We start from the raw sequence: 17545 nt of genomic DNA, 5'->3' as shown, positions 1-17545 counted from the left end.
AGGTTTCCCTTAAGCCTGAGACAGACGATCTCCTATTTCACGTGCTCAGTTCGTCCAACGCACCCGGTATCGTGCCGCTTGGCGCCGCGTTTCCGAGTCCGGCGATGTTCCCACTGAATCCGCTAGATTGCTCACTCGCGTCAGTTGCGCGGACGATGGGCGCGGGGGCAACGGGCATGGAACTGTCTCCAGGTAACGAAGGTTTGCGCCGTCAGATTGCCCGTCGCTACATGGCTGCGGGGATGGCGGTGCCGATCGATGAAGTTGTCGTGACGGCCGGAGCATTGGAAGCGCTAACGCTTTGTTTGCAGACGGTAACCCGCCCCGGCGATGTCGTCGCAATCCGGACGCCAGCGTTCTACGGCGCGCTTCAGGCACTCGACAGGCTGCGACTGAAGGCCGTTGAGATACCTATGCATCCGAGTAACGGTCTCGACATTTCAGTGCTTGCCGATGCACTTAAACGGCATCCAATCCGCGCGTGCTGGTTCATGACGTCTTTTCAGAACCCCACCGGCGTCACGATGCCCGACGCGACGAAGGAAGCGTTGGTTACGCTGCTGGCCGCTCATGAGGTGCCGCTGATCGAGGATGACGTATACGCTGAACTGTATTTCGGGGCGTCGCCTGTGCGTCCGGCTAAGGCATTTGATCGGAAGGGACTGGTGCTCCATTGCGGCTCCTTCTCAAAGAGCCTCGCACCCGGCTACCGCGTGGGCTGGGTCGCGGCGGGACGCTTCACGCAGCAGGTCGCACGGGCGAAGTGGATGACCAACATATCCACGTCCATGCCTGCACAATTAGCGATCGCCGATTATCTCCAGACTCGCAGCTATGATCGCCATCTGCGCCGATTCCGGCAAAACCTTGCTGCCCAACAAGAGAACATGCTGGAGACCATTGAGAAATCCTTTCCGCCTGGAACGCGGGTTGCGCGCCCGAAGGGAGGGTATTTTCTCTGGCTGGAGTTGCCGGTGCAGGTCGATTCGGTGCGCCTGTTTGAGCTGTCGCTTAAGCAGGGCATCAGCATTGCACCGGGCCCGATCTTTTCGGGGAGTCGCGGGTTTCGGAATTGCATCCGCTTGAACTACGGACACCCTTGGACGGACGAGACCGCGCGAAGCTTAGAGACAGTCGGGACGCTGGCGCGTTCGTTATAGGTGATTCTTTTGACCACGTTTGCTCGACGTGTCGACGGCGGTGATATGCGAGTCAGCGCGCTCTCCGACTTCTGCCGAGACTGTCAGTCATCGATGACTGACGATCACACAACGCAGCACTTCAACTCGGCACACACCACGCGCGCCGACACTCATGCATGACTGCACGCCAGGTTCGCGTGTATCGGCTCGGATTACCTGGACATGGTTTTGCAACTCAAGTCGCCTTGCGATTGACATAAGTCGGATGGGTTTCGAGGGGCCGACAGGGCGGCACTATGCCCAACTGTTCGAGACACCAATAGCGATTGTAACGATCCTTGAATCCGGTCACAGTCCCGCGGATCGTCTCAGGGTTCTTTCGCGAATCAGACGCGTCGAACAGGCGCTGGAAATGCGACCGTCAGTTGATATGCGAGAATCGGACGATCGACGAGCATGAGGGCGAATGTCGCTCCAGGGTCGACCTGGGCCGCACGCCGGCGACCTCCGGCGCATCGCTTATCGATTGAGCATCGGACCGGGCTCGGCCGACTGCTGCCCGATGCAAATCCATCAGCGTCGACCAACGCCGCGTGTTCCTGTCGGACCGGGTTCGGCCACGAGCCGAGTCTGACCGGCAACATCCGCTTGCTCTTTAGCAGTCGTACGACGATCATAAACACGATCACCGCAACCAAGCGGCTTCTTCGGAATGCATGATGATTAGCACACGTTTCACGGAGCGCTTTGGCATCAAGCATCCAATTGTTTGTGCGCCAATGGCGTTCGTCACTGGCGGGGTGCTCGTGGCTGCGGTGTGTCGCGCCGGCGGACTGGGGATCGTTGGCGGAGGTTATGCAGGGACGCTGGGTGGGGAACCTGATTTAGAAACTGAACTTTCTCGAGTGAATGCTGGCAAATTCGGCGTTGGATTTATCACCTGGGCTCTGGCGCGCGCGCCGGAGATGCTGACGAAAGCGCTGCAACACTCGCCGTCCTGCGTGTTCCTTTCATTTGGCGACCCTCGTCCGTTCGCAGCAGAAATCCGCGACTCGGGCGCCGCGCTCATCTGCCAGGTGCAGTTCCTGTCGCAGATCGACGTAGCACTGGAAGCTGGCGCCGCAGCGATCGTAGTACAGGGCACCGAGGCAGGGGGGCACGGAGGAAACCGTTCAACGTTTCCGTTTGTGCCGGAAGCTGCCGACTACTTGAAGATACACTCGCCTGGAACTTTGCTGGTTGCCGCCGGAGGCATAGCGGACGGGAGAGGATTGGCAGCGGCCCTGATGCTTGGTGCAGACGCGGTGGTAGTGGGAACGCGTCTGTGGGCATCGGCCGAAGCGCTCACCCCAAAGGCGCACACTGACAAGGCCATCGATGTGACCGGCGATTCAACCATTCGGACGAACGTGCTCGATGCGCTGCGAGGGTTTCCATGGCCGAATGAATACTCACTTCGCTTCCTCAAGAACAAGCTGGCCGACGAATGGGTTGACCGGGAAGCCGAGGCATTCCGCGTCTTTGGTACGCTGTCTGAGAAATACGCCGAGGCACGCGCGCAGAACGACCTGGATACGGTTGCAGTCGTCTGCGGAGAGGCTGTGGGTCTGTTAAAAGACCGCCCGAGTGCTGAATCAATCGTGCAATCGATGGTGGCACAGGCAGCGGATCTCCTCCGTAACGGCAGCAAGCTCGAGTTCACCTCGCCGTCGTAATAGTGGGCGAGCTGACCTGCCACCGGACTGACCGGCGGTCCCGATTATCGATGCTTTGAGCAAGCACTTTCCGACGCCGGAAAGCGGCCAGTCGTGACGGTCCGCAGAGGGTCGCCCTATGCCTTTGCGTGAATCGCCCAGCCGATAGGGTCGCCGCGCTCGGTTATAAGACTCGATGCGGCCATCTACGGCCGTTCGAATCGTTGCCGTCGATGACTCAAGACGGGGCGAATGCGGCCATTGCCGTTCACGAACGGCCTCCGTCAACACGATCAAGCAGCGATAGCCGCTCAGACAGCTCAAATAAACTTATGCATTTCGAGCCTTCGTACCGGGTTCATTCTTGTTACCGCGTCTTAATCGCGGCTCTTCCGATTGTCGATGCGTTAGCATCACCCAAAGCGGATCGTCGTACCGGATCGCGCGGCGTCGCGAACTGCCAGTGTGACTTCGAGGGTCCTGGTCGCGTCGAATGCATCGGTCAGAGGTTGCTCTTCTCGCCGAATCACTGCGCCGAAGTGACGCATTTGCTCGATGTACGGATTGGCCGCGTCGAAGCGCACTTCTTCGTCCTGCAGCGGCTGCAACCAGCCGCGCTCGCCCGGATAACGCCACATCCGCAACGTCGGCAAGGCGATAGACGCCTCTGTTCCGCACAAAAAATGACTCTCGACTGGAGTCTTCGGAAAGGCCGGATTCTCACCCGACGACAAATCCCAGCTCCACGGCGCAGCAGCGCTGTCTGACAGGGTAATCGTCGCGATTGCTCCGCTCTTGAAACACAGCAGCGTGGCCGCCGTGTCCTCGACTTCGAATCCGCGAATCGCATTCGACGTAACAGCCTGCAGGCTTTCGATCTCGCCGCACACGAAGCGCAACAGGTCGATCTCGTGAATCAGGTTGATGAGGACTGGTCCCGCGGCAGGCGTGCGGCGCCACGCTTCGTTGAAGTAGGCGTCGTGTTTGAGGAACGTCGCTAGCACCGATGCAGAGACGAGCCGCCCGAGTTGCCCTCCCTGAACCAAAGCCCGCGCCGTGCGGATGATCGGATTGTGCCGCCGGTGATGGCCGACGAGCAGAGGAACTTCGGCGTCGGCTGCCGCGCGCCCGAGACGCAAGCCTTCGTCGACCGAATCGGTGATCGGCTTTTCGACCAGCACTGCGGTGCCGGCGGCGATCAGCTCCAGCGCGATGGGAACGTGCAGCGCGTTAGGCGTGGCGACAATTGCCCCGTCAGGCTTCGTCTCGTCGATGAGCGCGCGATGGTCCTTGAACCACGGGATCGAGAACTCCTCGGCGAGCGCCTGCGCCGCCGGGTTTGGGTCGGCGATACCGACGATTTCGACGCCCTTGGCGCCCGCTGCGCCAACAAGATGCGCACGACCGATCGCGCCTGCGCCGATGAGGCCAATCTTCGAATCAGACATGAAAAAAGGGTCTCCGAGAATCAGTGAGTTGTGGCGTTGCGCAACACCGGCGCTGCGCCCGCGCCGCGGCGGCCCTTGATGTACGCCGCGACGATGGCGATCGCGATTGGCACGGTCAAGGCAAGGAACAACTGCCCGAAATTCCACTTGAAGCTGAGCAAAACCGCGCCAATCGACGCGCCCGAGATCGCGCCGAAGCGACCAATGCCCGTCATCCAGCTCGTACCGGTGGCGCGCATCTCGGTCGGATAGTAACCGGCGGCCATTGCGGTCCAGCCAGTGTTCGTCGAGTTGATGCAATAGCCCAAAAGGAAAACCAGGGTCATGAGGCCGTAGAGGCCGGGACTCATCTTCGCCAGCGCAACGGTGAAGATGCCTGCAGCGAGGAGCGTGCCGATCATCACCTTGTGCGGGTTGAAGCGGTCCATTTCCCAACCGATGATGATGTTGCCAAGCGTTCCGCCCACTTGAAGCATGGCGCCTACCAGCGCGGCATCGGCGAGCGAGAAGTTGTTGTCCTTCACGATGATCGGCAGCCAGCTATTGAGGAAGTAGACCGTCATCAGGTTCATGAAGAGGCCGACCCAGAGAGCGAGCGTCACAGTCGTGTGCGGCTTGGCAACGATAAGTCTGATCGCGCCTTTGCCGGCGTGCTCGCGTTCTGCGGTGATGAACTTCGTCGAGGCATCGACCGCGTTGGGTTCGATCTGGTTGACGATACGTTCGAGCGCGCGCCGGCCACCATGTTTGACCGCGAGAAACTTCGCCGATTCCGGCAGGATGAAGCACAGGACGAGCGCAAACAGGATCGGCACAACGCCGCCGACAACCAAAATCGATGCCCAGCCGTGAGTCGGGATCAGATAACTCGAGAGGAAGCCGCCACCGGCCGCTCCCAGCGTGAATCCGCAATAGATCACCGTCACCATCAGCGAACGATACTTCTTGGGAGCGTACTCGGAGGCAAGCGTCGCGGCATTGGGCTGAGAGGCGCCAAGTCCAAGTCCCGTGAGAAAGCGCATGACCGACAGCACCTCGACGTTCGGCGACCACGCCGAAGCGAGGCTCATCAGCCCGAAGAACAAAATTGCGCCGATGATGATCTTGCGACGGCCGAATCGGTCCGCCAGCGGACCGCCGGTCAGCGCGCCGATCGCGAGCCCGAACAGGCCCATGCTCAGCACCGGCCCGAGCGCGGCGCGTGTGAGCTTCCAGTCGGCGACGACTGCGGGCGCGATGAATCCCATCGCGACAACATCAAAGCCGTCGAGAATCAGGACCACGAGGCCCAGGAACAGTATCTTCCAGTGAAAGGGCCCAAAGGACCGGGAATCCAGGAATTCCTGGATGTTGAGTTGTTTCTCGAATGGCATGGTTGTCTCCTGTGGATTTCCGGCGAGCGACGGGCATGCTCATAGCAGGCTTCGCATGTAGTGAATGCTTTCGGCGATGGCTAGCTCATCGCTCTCGTAAGCGGGATGTAAATAGTCGATTTCTAGCGCGAGCAGTCCTGCGTAACCGTGCTTGCGCAGTTCGGCGAAGGCGCGCGGAATGTCGATAATTCCCCGGCCGACCGGCACGCTCGGCCAGAACGCAAAATCGCGCGGATTGCCACCCTTGGCAGCGATGTCCTTAACGTGGGTCGCCCGGGCGTAGGGCGCGAGCTTTTCAATCGCGACGGCCGGATCTTCGAGCATGCGCAGGTTATTCGCGGTATCCAGGCACACGCCCAGCCACGGTGAATCGATTGTTTCGATCAACTCCACCAGTTCGTCCGCGAGCATGTCGATGTGGTTTTCGATTGCGAGCACGACACCATGCCGCTTCGCATGCGCGGCGGCGTCGGTCAGCAGTGGGACGAGTTTTGCCTTGTGGTCGCTCCAGTTGTCGGGGCGGGTGCGGCGCCCGCCGCAGCAGATCCGCATGACCTTCGCGCCCACAGCGGCGGCTATTTCCGCATGGCGCTTCAGGTCGGCAACTTCCTGCGGCGCGTCGCCCGAGCGGAGCCCGGATGGATGGCCCCATGCCCACACAGGCTCGAGCCTCAGCTCGTCGAGGTCGGCCCGCAACGTGGCGATTTCCTCGGGCGACGGATTCGGCATGAAGCATGACTCCAGAGAAACACCCGCGACGCCCAGTGCCTTCGCCCGATCGAGGAAACCCCGCATGGTTATCCGCGTTCCCGGATCCTGTTCGAGGCCGGCATAGACCTCGCCGAAATAACGGTGATAGCTGTATGAATCGATGGCAAGTTTCACGGGGGCAGCCTTTGCGGTTTACAATGTGGATTAATGTACCAAGTGGATTGTAAATCCACATCAAGCGTAAACCCGGCATTCTCGTTCCAGATGAAACACCAAACCACATGGGTTAAAATTTCGATTCATCGTCATCACGCTCAAGGGTTCATATGACCGCAGTCCGCGACCGCGCTTTGGCCATCGTCGAGCTTCTGGCGCACAACGTGCACGGACTGCCAATGTCAGAGATTGGCGATCGGCTGGGCATTCCAAGGACGGCCGCGCATCGAGTGCTGGCGGATTTGAAGGAGAGCGGATACGTCAAGCAGGATCCGAACAGCTCGCAATACATGCTGACCGTGAAGCTGGCGTCGCTCGGTTTGAGTTATCTCGCCGCGACCGGCATCACCGACGCCGCACAGCCCTTGCTCGACGATCTGGCACAAGCGAGCGGAGAACTGGTTCGCCTCGCGGTCGTGGAAGGCGACGATCTGATCTGGGTGGCGAAAGCGCAAGGTGCGCGAACCGGATTGCGTTATGACCCAGATGCCGGTCTGGAGATATACCTTCCTGCGACGGCGAACGGGCTTGCGTTTCTCGCGGCCGTCGATGAAGACCGGGCACTGGCACTCGTGTCGCGTCAAGGAATGGACCGCGCTCGCGAGATGGGCCCAGGCGCGCCGCAGACATTGCGAGCGTTGATGGAACAAATAGCGCAGACGAAGGAACGCGGCTTTGCCGTCGTCTTCGATGCCTACGAGGCAGGGACCAGCGCGGTTGCGGCCGTGATCCGCATCGACGAAAAAAGCGAGCCGATCGGCACTGTCAGTATTGCCGGGCCGTCTATACGGATGACCCGCGAGCGTATGGACGCCTTTGGGCCTAAGGTTCTGCAATGCGCCGAGGCACTTGCGCTCGCGAGCCGTAGTTCGCCGATGTTTGGCCGTCGGTGAGGAAGCGATCAGCGAGTTGTCGTCATGGGCGCGCCAACACATTCCTCAGTGCACCGACGGCACAGGGTGCTCCGACGCAATAACTGTCTGCGATCATCTCCCAGTGTCTGAAGGAATCTCGGCGCGGTCGGTTGAGAGCGGCCGACATATGGCCGTTGAGGGGTCGGGAGCCGCCGATCGCCGACAGGCAGGGACCGGCCTATGAACGGTCGATGCCAAACGCTGGCACCCGCAGGTCACATGTCAGTTCGGTTACCGCGTGGCCAAGTGATCCTGATATTAATGTAACGACGATAGTAAATTTCTTTGTAAAGGGCAGCCGTTGCCTACACTTCAGCGCAGTCGGTCCTCAATATTCAGCAACGCGCGGAGAAGCATATGGGCTCTTATCTTCAACTCATACTTAAACTTGCGTTGCCCATCATATTGATCGTCGCCGCAGGCGGAGTAGCCGATCTTGAATTTGAAACTGATCTGCCGGAAACGGTTACAGTTGCCGCTGCCGCTGTCATCACCTTTGCGTTTTTCTTAGCGCCCAGCCACTTTCCAAATTCAGATGAGGAAACCAGATTTCGACGTGCAGTCGCCGCTGCGATAATCGTGGCGTACCTGGTCATGGTCAGCATCGCCGTGTTCTTTATTGGCGGTCCCGACAAACTTCCCCCTCTTACGGAATCCCTGATCTCGAGCTTCACGACCTTCGTCGGCGTCGTGCTTGCGGCTTATTTTGGATCGTCCGCGTATGTAGAGGGACAGAAACGAAAATACGACGCTCAGGCGCGTAAGTCATCGAGTGAAAAAAATGAATCTCGAACGTCGGGTTCGAAAGCGGAGCCCCACGCTTCCGCAGTTGTACCGCCACAAAGTCACTTTGCCAAGTCTTCACGGCGGCGATAGTTCAGGGGGGAATGACAGGCGCAAGACCTGTCAGATATGGGTTGCCCCCTTGCTGTAGCAGATCTGTAGCACGCAAAACTTCCCCACTTACAGTAACAATCGGCAATTCCGCCAGGCTGGCTCGCGTACTCATCCGACGACAATCGGCCAGGAAGCGACGTTCACTTGATGACGCGGTTGGACATTCGAGCGTCGGCAGCACACCACCGAAAGCGGTCACTGAGCCTGCCAAAGTCGATGGCGGTTCATCTTAAGGTTTGTTCGACGCCTGCCCGTGTCCACAGGCCTGGAAGCGCACGAGGGGCGTGTGGGCAGGCGTTGAAAAACCTGAAGGGAGGAAACCGCGGGGTGCCGCGATGCGGTGGGAAGCTTTGAGGCTATGGCGATTGATGAGCCGGGATGCCAGGCAGTGTTGCGGGATGAGCTTGTTCTCCATGGGTCAGGGCCTGGAGCTCGCGTCGGTCTCGGAGGCGCGCGCCATTGCTTGCGTGTCGATGTACTCCCGGATGTTCGTCACTTTGCCATCTCGAACAGTAATGTCGAAGACCCAATCGTCCTTGAACGGCTTATTCGTGGCTTTGATTTTCCCCGTAGCGATGCCGATGGCCAGTACCCGGTCTCCCTGCGCCACGAATTCGGGGGGCTCTGGGTATGTCATTTCTACCTCTTCGGACGCCTTCCGAAGCACCGCCGCCAATCCCGCGTGCCCGCGGTGCGTGCCGGCCAGCGGCCAGTCCTCACCCGGAACGATCCACTCAACGTCTTCGGCAACTAACGCCAGCAGATCCTGCTTATCGTAGCTGCCCATTGCTGCAAAGAAATCCTTCACAACCTGAACGTTCTCTTCGATGCTCATCGAATCTCTCCGTTTTCCTTAAGTCGGATTGTGTCCGATCTAATCGGACACGCTGTGGTCCACGAGGCAGGATCGCATGAAATTTCGATCACGATTCATCAGTCGAACTTGACCAGGTCCTTAAAGATCAGTTGACCCCAGCTATTTCCGCGCGCCTGCACAAGCAGTCCACCTTCGGAAAGCCCGCCAAGTTTGATCGGAGAGAAACCGAGATTTTCCGCAAGCGCACCAATCTCCTCTGCTGCGCCGTCATCGTCGCTCGTCAAAAACACGACTCTCCTGCCACCATGTACGGCCGGATCCTGGTCAAGGACGGCGGCGCCCAAATGGTTGAAGCCCCTAACCAGTCTTGCACCCGTGAAGGCCTGCGCGACGGCCTTGGAAGAAGGTTGTCCCCCCAGTTCCTCAGGGGGCACGCCGTAGGCATTGGTCACATCGATGATCGTCTTCCCCTGCCAGGTCGGCAGCGCTTTCGCGACATCCGGGTACGACTCGAAACGGACAGCCAAAAAGATGATGTCCGCCTTGACGGCTTCCGCCAGTTTTTTGGGAATGATCGTGGGTCCGATCGCGGCCGCGGCGGATGCAAAGCTTTCCGGGTCGCGCGTGGTTGCAACGGAGACTTCGATACCATTGCGGGCAAAGGCCTTGGCCAGGGCCTGGCCAATATTGCCGAAGCCGATAATTGCGTAGCTCATATATTTTCCTTCAGTTTACCGAGCCCTACGGCGCTCCGAATAATCGAATGGAGCGCCGTAGGGCGTAGCGTCAGAGTTGCGCCAGGCCGCCGTCGACGGCGACCTCGCTGGCGGTCATGAAGCTGCTGTCCGACGATGCGAGAAAGGCAGCCGCTGCCGCGATCTCCGACGGATCGGCCATGCGCTGGAGCGGAGTCATCGCGGCATAGACCTTCTGGCCCTCCTCGCCGAGCGCTGCCTTCGCGAGTTCGGTCGCCGTCGCCCCGGGCGACAGCACGTTCACCCGGATGCCGGTGCCCTTCAGATCCTCCGCCCAGGTCCGCGCGAGGTTGCGCACTGCCGCCTTGCTCGCGCTGTAGGCGCTCATTCCCGGGGCGCCCGTGGTGCCGGCGCTCGATCCGGTCAGGACGATCGAACCGCCCTTGCCCATCAGCGGCAGTGCCTTCTGGATCGTGAAGATCGTACCCTTCACATTGGTGTCGAAGGTTTCGTCAATGTGCTCGGCGGTGATCTTGCCGAGCGCAAGCGGGCTTCCCGCCCCGGCATTGGCGAAGAGGATGTCGAGGCTTCCGCGCTCGGCCTTCACCGCCGCGTAGAGTCGGTCGAGGTCGGCCTCATCCGAGACCGAGCCCTTCACCGCGCGGGCATTGGGCCCGAGCTCGGCCACAGCGGCGTCGAGCGCTTCCTGTCGGCGGCCGAAGATGAAGACGAAGGCTCCTTCCTCGATGAAGCGCTTTGCTGCGGCGCGGCCGATGCCGGTAGCGCCACCGGTGATCACAGCGGTCTTTCCATTCAGTCTGGTCATGTCGTGCATCCTTCCTTGGAGTTGTACGGAAGCAGGGAACTGCTTACTTGAGACAAGCATGCACTTCTGATAACCTGAAGACAAGTATGCACCTTTAGGTAACTATTGAAATGACCGACTGTTCTCAAAATTGCGGTGGCCGCTACTCCTACGGGCTCGCCGCCACGCTCAGCATCATCTCGGGCAAGTGGAAGCCGCTGATCCTGTACTTCCTGCTCGACGGCCCGAAGCGCTACGGCGAGCTCAAGCGCAACGTCCATGGCGTCAGCGCCAAGGTGCTGATCCAGCAACTGAAAGAACTGGAGGCCGATCGCGTGCTGGCGCGGACCGACTACAAGGAGGTGCCGCCGCGCGTGGACTACGCGCTGACCGCGCTCGGCCGCAGTCTGGCCGACAAGATTGTCCCGCTGTGCACCTGGGGAACCGAGAACATGGCAGAAATGGTGAGCCTTCTCGCCGAGCGCGACCGTTTGCTTTAGCGGGACGCTGAAGAACCGCTGAGTCGTACGACCCTCCGCGTTTGTGGGAGGGCGGCAGGTCGAATTAGTCCGATCAGACTGTCAGGATGCGCGGTTTGAGCGGTCTCGCCCATGTTTTGTGACAGCGATCTCATAACAGACTCCAGGTTGTCGACTTAAGCACCGCGAGCAACACCGGGGCAAGAGGTACAGATGCACGTTGCGCCTACGCTGCGATAGAGTCGGTACGGTTTCGTACCTGAAGCTGAAAGTAATGGCACGACACCTATAACCTCGCGTATTAACGGACTTTTGCATGCGTTCGCCCTCCACAAAAACTGCTTGGGATGTCCCCGGTGTGTATGACGCCGTTAGGGGCTTCGTTTAAGACTCCCGAGGCACGGCTTTTTTGCAATTAATTGCAAGACGCGGACATCGATCTGATCTTGGACGCTAACGAAGCGCACGCCAAGGTGACTGAATTCCTCGAGCGCTGCAAGCAAGTGGCGCGTGCCCCTATCTGGCTGAAGCTGGCGGCGGCAAACCGGCGGGGCAAACCGCCTGGCAGGAGGTCTATACCGACAAGCGGCTGCATGTGCTGCGGCCAGCGTAATGCGGGGGGAATCCCCTTCAAATTCCGCCGTCACAGCCCGTACAACGCGTGCCCATATTGATGGCACGTGGGCGAGACGCTGCCGATGTTGCGATCGGCACTGCGTTCGGTCCGACCACGCTGATCAAATTCGACGTCCGATGCGAGCCGGAATGACGCGATGAATCGTGCGTCTTTTCCGACGCAGGGGCCGAGCATATAGAACGTCGGAACCCGACTCGTCGAACCGAGACTCCCATCGGCGTTGACTTCACGACCACGGTGCGTGCGCACCATCGAGGCTGCGATCGAGCTGGAAGGCCGCGCTGATCAGTGCGAGATGTGTGAGGGCCTGCGGGAAATTACCCAACGATTCGCCGTTCACGGCGACCTCTTCGGAATAGAGCCCGACATGGTTCGCATAGGCGAGCATCTTCTCGAATACCAGCCGTCCTTCATCGACACGGCCTGCGCGCGCCAGCGCTTCGGCGTACCAGAACGAACAGGCGCTGAAGCCGCCTTCTTCGCCGGGCAATCCATCGAGCGTATCGCCACGGGTATAGCGGAAAATCAGCGGGTCCACGCCCAGTTCATGGCCGATCGCGTCGAGCGTGGAAAGCCAGCGCTGGTCCTTGGGCCCGATAAAACGCACCAGCGGCATCATTAACACGGATGCGTCCAGCGTCTTCGATCCCGGTGTCTGCACGAAGCTTTCGAGTTCGTCGTTCCAGAAATTTTGGTGGATGTCGCGATGAATGCTGTCGCGCACCTCGAACCATTGGCCAAACGGCGCTGGCAAAGAACGCTTCTGCGCGAGCCGCAACGCGCGATCGAGCGCGACCCAGCACATCAGCCGCGAATGAAGCAGAGGCCGCAGCCCGTTGCGGAATTCCCAGATGCCATGATCGGGCTCTTCCCAATGTGCGGCGACGTAGTTGATCGTACGCGTCACGTGTTCCCAGCCGTCGTGAGAAATCGCCTCGCCATACTTGTTGTACAGATAGACCGCATCCATCAGCGCGCCGTATACATCGAGCTGCTTCTGGTCGCGTGCCGCGTTGCCGACCAGCGGCGGGGCGCCGCCGCTGTCGTGCAGTGTGTCGATGGCGGTTTCCCCGGGCGTGTCTTCGCCGTCGACCGCATACATCACACGCAGCGAGCCGTCGGAGTGACAGCGCTTGTTACGTTCGGCGATCCAGCGCACAAATGCCTGCGCCTCGCCCACATAGCCGAGCCGCAGCAGCGCGTATACCGAAAACGCGGCGTCGCGTATCCATGTGTAGCGGTAGTCCCAGCGCCGTCTGCCATCCGGTGTTTCGGGCAGACCGAATGTGGGCGCCGCGACGATCGCGCCGTATTCGCGCGAACTCAGCAACTTGAGCAATAACGCTGAGCGCATGACCACTTCGCGATAACGTCCACGATAGGTGCTTTGCCCCGACCAGTTGCGCCAGAACGCGATGGTCTGCGCGAGCGCGTCGTGGCAGGGCAGGCTCAATCGCCCGGAATCCACGGCGGCGCCAAGCACGAAGCAAGCAGTTTGTCCTTCTGCGAGATCGAAGTGCGCGACGGCATCGTTTCGGTCGATCGCGAGTGCGACGGTCGCGTTGAGCGCGATGGTTTCGCTACCGTTGGCGGGCTTAAAGTGAACCCCGTTCTCGCCGTTCTGCTCGGCTTCATGACCAATGCGTGCGTAATCGAAGCGCGGCGCGCAGTGCATGGCAAGCGACACGTGCCCGTAGATCGAGCGCACCAGGCGCACCACGCAATTGGGTACGGCAGACTTAGCTCCCTCGTCCGCGACGGGCATGAAATCGACGATCTCGCATACCGCGTCGGGCGACATGAAGCGCGTGATCAGCACGTTGGTCTCGGGCAGATACATCTGCTTCAGGCGCGGCGCGTCGAGTACCGGCGCAATGCTGAAACTACCGCCGCGTTGTGCGTCGAGCAGTGCGGCGAACAATGAGGGGGAATCGATACGCGGGAAGCACATGAAATCGATCGCACCCTGCGTCGACGCGAGTGCAGTGGTACGCATGTTGCCGATCAGCCCATGTGCTTCGATCGGCGTACCGAGGCGGGGCGACCGATTCTGGTTCGCGGCGGATTTAGCCATTATCGGCGAACCCCGGATACAAGCTCATACCGCCGTCGACGAATAACGTCGTACCGACGAATTATCGCTCTCGTCGGAAGCCAGCCATACGGCGGCTTTGCGATGTCCTCGCTTTCACCGATGCGGCCGTACGGGACCAGCTTCAACAATTTATCCATCGCTTCCTCGGTATCCCATGCCGACGTGTTGTTCGGCGTACTGGACGGAAGACCGGCGACGCGATGCTCCGCGCCGATTCGGGTCGAGTCGCTATGAAGCTTCGGCGGCCTTCGCCGCCATCGTCGCATGGGCTAGCTCATCCAAAGCCATCTTTGTGCCGGCAAGCAGGCTCGCCTCGATGTCTTCGATGGGCTTGTTTGCACCCATCGGGGATGGTTGACATGAAATCGGCGCCGGGACCTGTCAGGGCTTCACGAAACGATAGGCGAAGCGATCGGTCTCGCCCTTGATTGAGGGATCGAACGCCTTGATCGAGTGCGGATCGTCCTTGTTCGCGAGCATGGTGCTTTCCGCGTCCAGTACAAAGCCGGCCGCCTCCACCTCCTCGCGAACGGATCCAGGCTCAATCCGATGCAGCGACTGGGCGTCGCTCGTGCCCGCCCCGACGGCGGCGGCGTGGTCTATGATGACGTAGGACCCACCAGGCTTCAGCCGCTCGTAGACAGCTCGATTGAAGTGGGCCGCCGTCGCGCCCCTGGCTTGGATCAGCGTGGTGTGGAGATCGTGGTAAAACAGATGCAGCCACAGGACATCCGCTGGTTGCGTGGCCTCCGGCATCGCAACGAGGTCCGCCGAGACGGCTTCGACGTTCTCTCGGCCCGGCTCCTTCGCAAGCGTCCGCATGCGGCCGACCGGATCGTTCTTGAAGTCGGCCACTTCGGCCGGCACGAAGCTGTAGACACGTCCTTCGGGTCCCACGATGTCGGAGAAGAGACGGGTCCAGTCGCCGTCGCCTGGGTAAACGTCGATGACGGTGGAGCCCGCATCTACTCGTGCGAACCGGATTAACTCGGATAGCTTCGATTGGTCGTACATTGGGATCTCCTTTACGGTTGGGCATCCGACGAGCGCGCGGCGTGCGAGGGGGCGATCCATGGCTGATCCACCGTCTACCCCGACCCGATGGCCGCAGATGGCCAGCGCTACGCCAGCCCGGACGCGTCCATCTCCGAGGCCCGCGCCAGTGCTTGCGTGTCGATATACTCCCGGATGTTCGTCACTTTGCCATCTCGAACGGTAATGTCGAAGACCCAGTCGTCCTTGAACGGCTTATTCGTGGCTTTGATTTTCCCCGTAGCGATGCCGATGGCCAGTACCCGGTCTCCCTGCGCCACGAATTCGGGGGGCTCTGGGAATGAAGTTTCAACCTCTTCGGAAGCCTTCTGAAGCACATCCGCCAATCCCGCGTGCCCGCGGTGCGTGCCGGCCAGCGGCCAGTCCTCGCCCGGAATGATCCACTCAATATCCTCGGCAGCCAACGCCAGCAGACGTTGCTTATCGCCGCCGCCCATTGCTGCAAAGAAATCCTTCACAGTCTGAACATTCTCTTGTGTGCTCATCTAAATCTCTCCATTTCCCTTACATCGGATCGTGTAAGCTTCAGCGCGACAGCTCTCACACCACCGTTATTTTTTTCGATTTCTCTCACAACTTGATCTGCACACTCCTTGCTAGACCTGCGCCAAGCCTCCATCGACGGGGAGATCTATACCGGTGATGAAAGAACTTTCATCGGAGGCGAGGAATACGACGGCAGCTGCGATTTCCTCGGGCTTGCCCCTGCGACCCATTGGAATCTGCGAGGCGAACTGGGCGGCCGCTTGCTTGGCCTGTTCGGCGGTAAGGCCCGTCGTCTTCTCTAAGGCCGGGGTATCGGTTGGTCCGGGGCTCACACAATTCACGCGGATCTTGCGGTCTTTCAGCTCCATAGTCCAGGCACGCGCGAAGTTGCGCACAGCCGCTTTACTCGCGGCGTAGGCGCTAAACCCTGGGGACCCCAACACGTTCGTGACCGAAGAGCTCAGGATAATCGAGCCGCCGTCTTTGAATAGGGGAAGGGCCTTCTGCACCGTAAAGAACAATCCCTTTACGTTCACGTCGAACGTCTGGTCGAAATGTGCCTCGGTAGCCACCTCGAGTGGCGCGATTGTACCCGCGCCCGCGTTGGCGAAGAGTACATCGATGTGACCATGCTTCTCTTTCACGACGGCATAGAGCCGGTCCAGATCTTCCAAGCGCGACACGTCGCCCACGACCGTCGTAAGGTTTCTCTTGATGAAGGCTGCCGCGTCCTTCAGCTCTTTCTCTCGTCGCCCAGTGATCACGACGTGCGCACCTTCTTCCACGAAGCGCTTGGCTGTGGCCAAGCCAATACTGCTCGATCCCCCCGTGATGACTGCAACCTTACCGTCTAGCTTTCCCATGACTTTTCCTTTTGTTGTTTTTTAATTATCTTCGGGAGGGCATTCATGCCCCGTTGCGATACAAATCCCCCGATTCCCGTGAACCCTAAACGACGCGCGAGACAGGTGATTTGATGAATGTCAAATAAGGGGGTTTCTTTACTCAAAGGTACGTAAAGCGACATAGCCATGCCCGAAAAAGCACGGAAATCCGCCGTTTACGCCAGTGTTCATCCCCCCATTTGCCCTGGCGATTTCCGCAGGGGTTTCGAGGGATGCTTCCCGCCGAAGAATTGCTCCGCACCCCTTCTTCAGTCTAGGGGGAATCCTGCCCCCCGCAAGGATAATTCGCGTGATAGACATGCTGTTGCTATTAACTAACGCCACAGCAAGCCCGATTCCATACGTGTCACACGCCGTTGGACGCTACCGCGCGTGCGGCGACGAGCAACCAACGGGGATCACTTACGGAAGATTAGCAATGTGTATCCTACGCGGTGGTCGGCCACGGGTATCGAAAATCGTAGCGGTGACATTCGTATGACACTTTTCACGCCCCTGTAGGGGCCAGTACTTGCGCAAACCACTGAATCCCGAATAACTGGCGATCTCCCGGGCGTCGAATAAGATGCGGCGGGTCTACTGTTGTGACGCAGAGGTATCCATAGCCGTCCTGCAATCAACTGCAATCCGTCGCGGGAATCCTCGGCGACCGGTGGTCGCTCTTGATCATTCGCGACATCGTTTTTGCTGGCAAGAAGACGTATGGCGAGTTCCTGAAATCCGAAGAGGGAATCGCGACGAATGTCCTTGCTTCGCGCCTCGCCTTTCTTGAGGACCAAGGAATTCTCTCGAGGGCGCCCAGCCCCGACGACGGGTGCAAGGACTTCTACACGCTGACCGAGAAGGGCCTGGACCTCATTCCTGTCGTGCTTAACATTGTCCTTTGGAGTGCGAAGCACGATTCGAAGTCGTACGTGCGGCGCCGTAAGGAATTCGTTGCTCGATTAAGTCAAAGCCCCTTACAGGTGAGCGAAGAGCTGAAGGCGCTGGTCCGCAATGGCGGATGTATGTTTCCTGAGAGCAAGGAATGAGCAAGACGGCAATCGCGCCCTGTCACGTCGCACGAACGATATGCGCACACCACCGGCCGCGAGGTGCAGAGAGTAGCGGAGCCGATGTCCGAAACGGTCCTGGAAGCCGCCATTAATGTTTCACCAACCCCAGCGGCTGCTCAGGGT

The 17545-nt window shown here is 59.7% G+C and carries 16 protein-coding genes and 2 pseudogenes; 7 read left to right on the top strand and 11 right to left on the bottom strand.

Annotated elements, in window-relative coordinates; all coding sequences use genetic code 11:
• The first annotated feature begins 176 nt into the window (after positions 1 to 176).
• Positions 177 to 1160 (top strand): aminotransferase-like domain-containing protein, encoded by a 984-nt coding sequence (locus PQR42_RS39870; RefSeq protein WP_408391546.1) that lies wholly within the window; start codon positions 177 to 179, stop codon positions 1158 to 1160.
• Between the two features lie 698 nt (positions 1161 to 1858).
• Complete coding sequence (locus tag PQR42_RS39865) at positions 1859 to 2857, top strand: NAD(P)H-dependent flavin oxidoreductase (RefSeq protein ID WP_408391478.1); 999 nt, start codon at positions 1859 to 1861, stop codon at positions 2855 to 2857.
• 392 nt (positions 2858 to 3249) lie between these two features.
• Here the strand turns inward: PQR42_RS39865 and PQR42_RS39860 are convergent, their stop codons facing one another.
• Genes PQR42_RS39860 through PQR42_RS39850 form a run of 3 tightly spaced genes read right to left on the bottom strand, consistent with a single transcriptional unit; the run spans position 3250 to position 6542 of the window.
• Complete coding sequence (locus PQR42_RS39860; protein WP_408391476.1) at positions 3250 to 4284, bottom strand: Gfo/Idh/MocA family protein; 1035 nt, start codon at positions 4282 to 4284, stop codon at positions 3250 to 3252.
• Positions 4285 to 4304: 20 nt separating this feature from the next.
• Positions 4305 to 5657, bottom strand: coding sequence for an MFS transporter (locus PQR42_RS39855; protein WP_408391474.1), 1353 nt, complete (start codon positions 5655 to 5657; stop codon positions 4305 to 4307).
• A gap of 39 nt (positions 5658 to 5696) precedes the next feature.
• Positions 5697 to 6542 (bottom strand): sugar phosphate isomerase/epimerase family protein, encoded by an 846-nt coding sequence (locus PQR42_RS39850; protein WP_408221023.1) that lies wholly within the window; start codon positions 6540 to 6542, stop codon positions 5697 to 5699.
• Between the two features lie 152 nt (positions 6543 to 6694).
• Here PQR42_RS39850 and PQR42_RS39845 point away from each other — a divergent pair, with 152 nt between their 5' ends.
• Positions 6695 to 7477, top strand: a complete 783-nt coding sequence (locus PQR42_RS39845) for an IclR family transcriptional regulator (protein WP_408221021.1) — start codon at positions 6695 to 6697, stop codon at positions 7475 to 7477.
• Between the two features lie 378 nt (positions 7478 to 7855).
• Positions 7856 to 8374 carry a hypothetical protein gene (locus tag PQR42_RS39840; protein WP_408221019.1) on the top strand — a complete coding sequence of 173 codons (519 nt, stop codon included), beginning with the start codon at positions 7856 to 7858 and terminating at the stop codon, positions 8372 to 8374.
• A gap of 439 nt (positions 8375 to 8813) precedes the next feature.
• Here the strand turns inward: PQR42_RS39840 and PQR42_RS39835 are convergent, their stop codons facing one another.
• The 3 genes from PQR42_RS39835 to PQR42_RS39825 all read right to left on the bottom strand — a co-directional run bounded on the left by PQR42_RS39835 (position 8814) and on the right by PQR42_RS39825 (position 10733).
• Entirely contained in the window at positions 8814 to 9230 is a 417-nt protein-coding gene (locus PQR42_RS39835) for a nuclear transport factor 2 family protein (RefSeq protein ID WP_408391472.1), read from the bottom strand.
• A 98-nt stretch (positions 9231 to 9328) separates the two neighbouring features.
• The gene (locus tag PQR42_RS39830; RefSeq protein ID WP_408221015.1) at positions 9329 to 9928 is read right to left on the bottom strand and encodes an NADPH-dependent F420 reductase; all 600 of its coding nucleotides are present in this window, start codon (positions 9926 to 9928) and stop codon (positions 9329 to 9331) included.
• 70 nt (positions 9929 to 9998) lie between these two features.
• The gene (locus PQR42_RS39825) at positions 9999 to 10733 is read right to left on the bottom strand and encodes an SDR family NAD(P)-dependent oxidoreductase (protein WP_408391470.1); all 735 of its coding nucleotides are present in this window, start codon (positions 10731 to 10733) and stop codon (positions 9999 to 10001) included.
• Positions 10734 to 10843: 110 nt separating this feature from the next.
• On the opposite strand from PQR42_RS39825, the gene PQR42_RS39820 reads away from it, so the two are divergent.
• A complete protein-coding gene (locus tag PQR42_RS39820; RefSeq protein ID WP_408391468.1) occupies positions 10844 to 11212 on the top strand; it encodes a winged helix-turn-helix transcriptional regulator in 369 nt (122 codons plus the stop codon).
• Between the two features lie 646 nt (positions 11213 to 11858).
• Positions 11859 to 11960 (top strand): annotated as a pseudogene (locus PQR42_RS39815) (transglutaminase family protein); the annotation flags it as partial.
• A gap of 94 nt (positions 11961 to 12054) precedes the next feature.
• Here PQR42_RS39815 and PQR42_RS39810 read toward each other — a convergent pair.
• The 5 genes and pseudogenes from PQR42_RS39810 to PQR42_RS39790 all read right to left on the bottom strand — a co-directional run bounded on the left by PQR42_RS39810 (position 12055) and on the right by PQR42_RS39790 (position 16325).
• Positions 12055 to 13902 carry a glycoside hydrolase family 15 protein gene (locus PQR42_RS39810; protein ID WP_408391466.1) on the bottom strand — a complete coding sequence of 616 codons (1848 nt, stop codon included), beginning with the start codon at positions 13900 to 13902 and terminating at the stop codon, positions 12055 to 12057.
• A pseudogene (locus PQR42_RS39805) lies at positions 13895 to 14099 on the bottom strand (SDR family oxidoreductase); the annotation flags it as partial. The pseudogene PQR42_RS39805 and the gene PQR42_RS39810, both read right to left, overlap by 8 nt.
• A 205-nt stretch (positions 14100 to 14304) precedes the next feature.
• Positions 14305 to 14937: a class I SAM-dependent methyltransferase gene (locus PQR42_RS39800; protein WP_408391464.1), complete on the bottom strand. Its 633-nt coding sequence runs from the start codon at positions 14935 to 14937 to the stop codon at positions 14305 to 14307.
• A 107-nt stretch (positions 14938 to 15044) separates the two neighbouring features.
• A complete protein-coding gene (locus PQR42_RS39795) occupies positions 15045 to 15461 on the bottom strand; it encodes a nuclear transport factor 2 family protein (protein WP_408391462.1) in 417 nt (138 codons plus the stop codon).
• 111 nt (positions 15462 to 15572) lie between these two features.
• Positions 15573 to 16325, bottom strand: coding sequence for an SDR family NAD(P)-dependent oxidoreductase (locus tag PQR42_RS39790; protein WP_408495249.1), 753 nt, complete (start codon positions 16323 to 16325; stop codon positions 15573 to 15575).
• 662 nt (positions 16326 to 16987) lie between these two features.
• Between PQR42_RS39790 and PQR42_RS39785 the strand changes: the two genes are divergently transcribed.
• Complete coding sequence (locus PQR42_RS39785; RefSeq protein WP_408391544.1) at positions 16988 to 17398, top strand: winged helix-turn-helix transcriptional regulator; 411 nt, start codon at positions 16988 to 16990, stop codon at positions 17396 to 17398.
• Positions 17399 to 17545 lie beyond the last annotated feature (147 nt).

The organism is Paraburkholderia sediminicola, from assembly GCF_046027355.1.
GTDB classification, from domain to species: Bacteria; Pseudomonadota; Gammaproteobacteria; order Burkholderiales; family Burkholderiaceae; genus Paraburkholderia; species Paraburkholderia sediminicola_B.
This window is presented reverse-complemented; position numbering and strand designations above follow the sequence as displayed.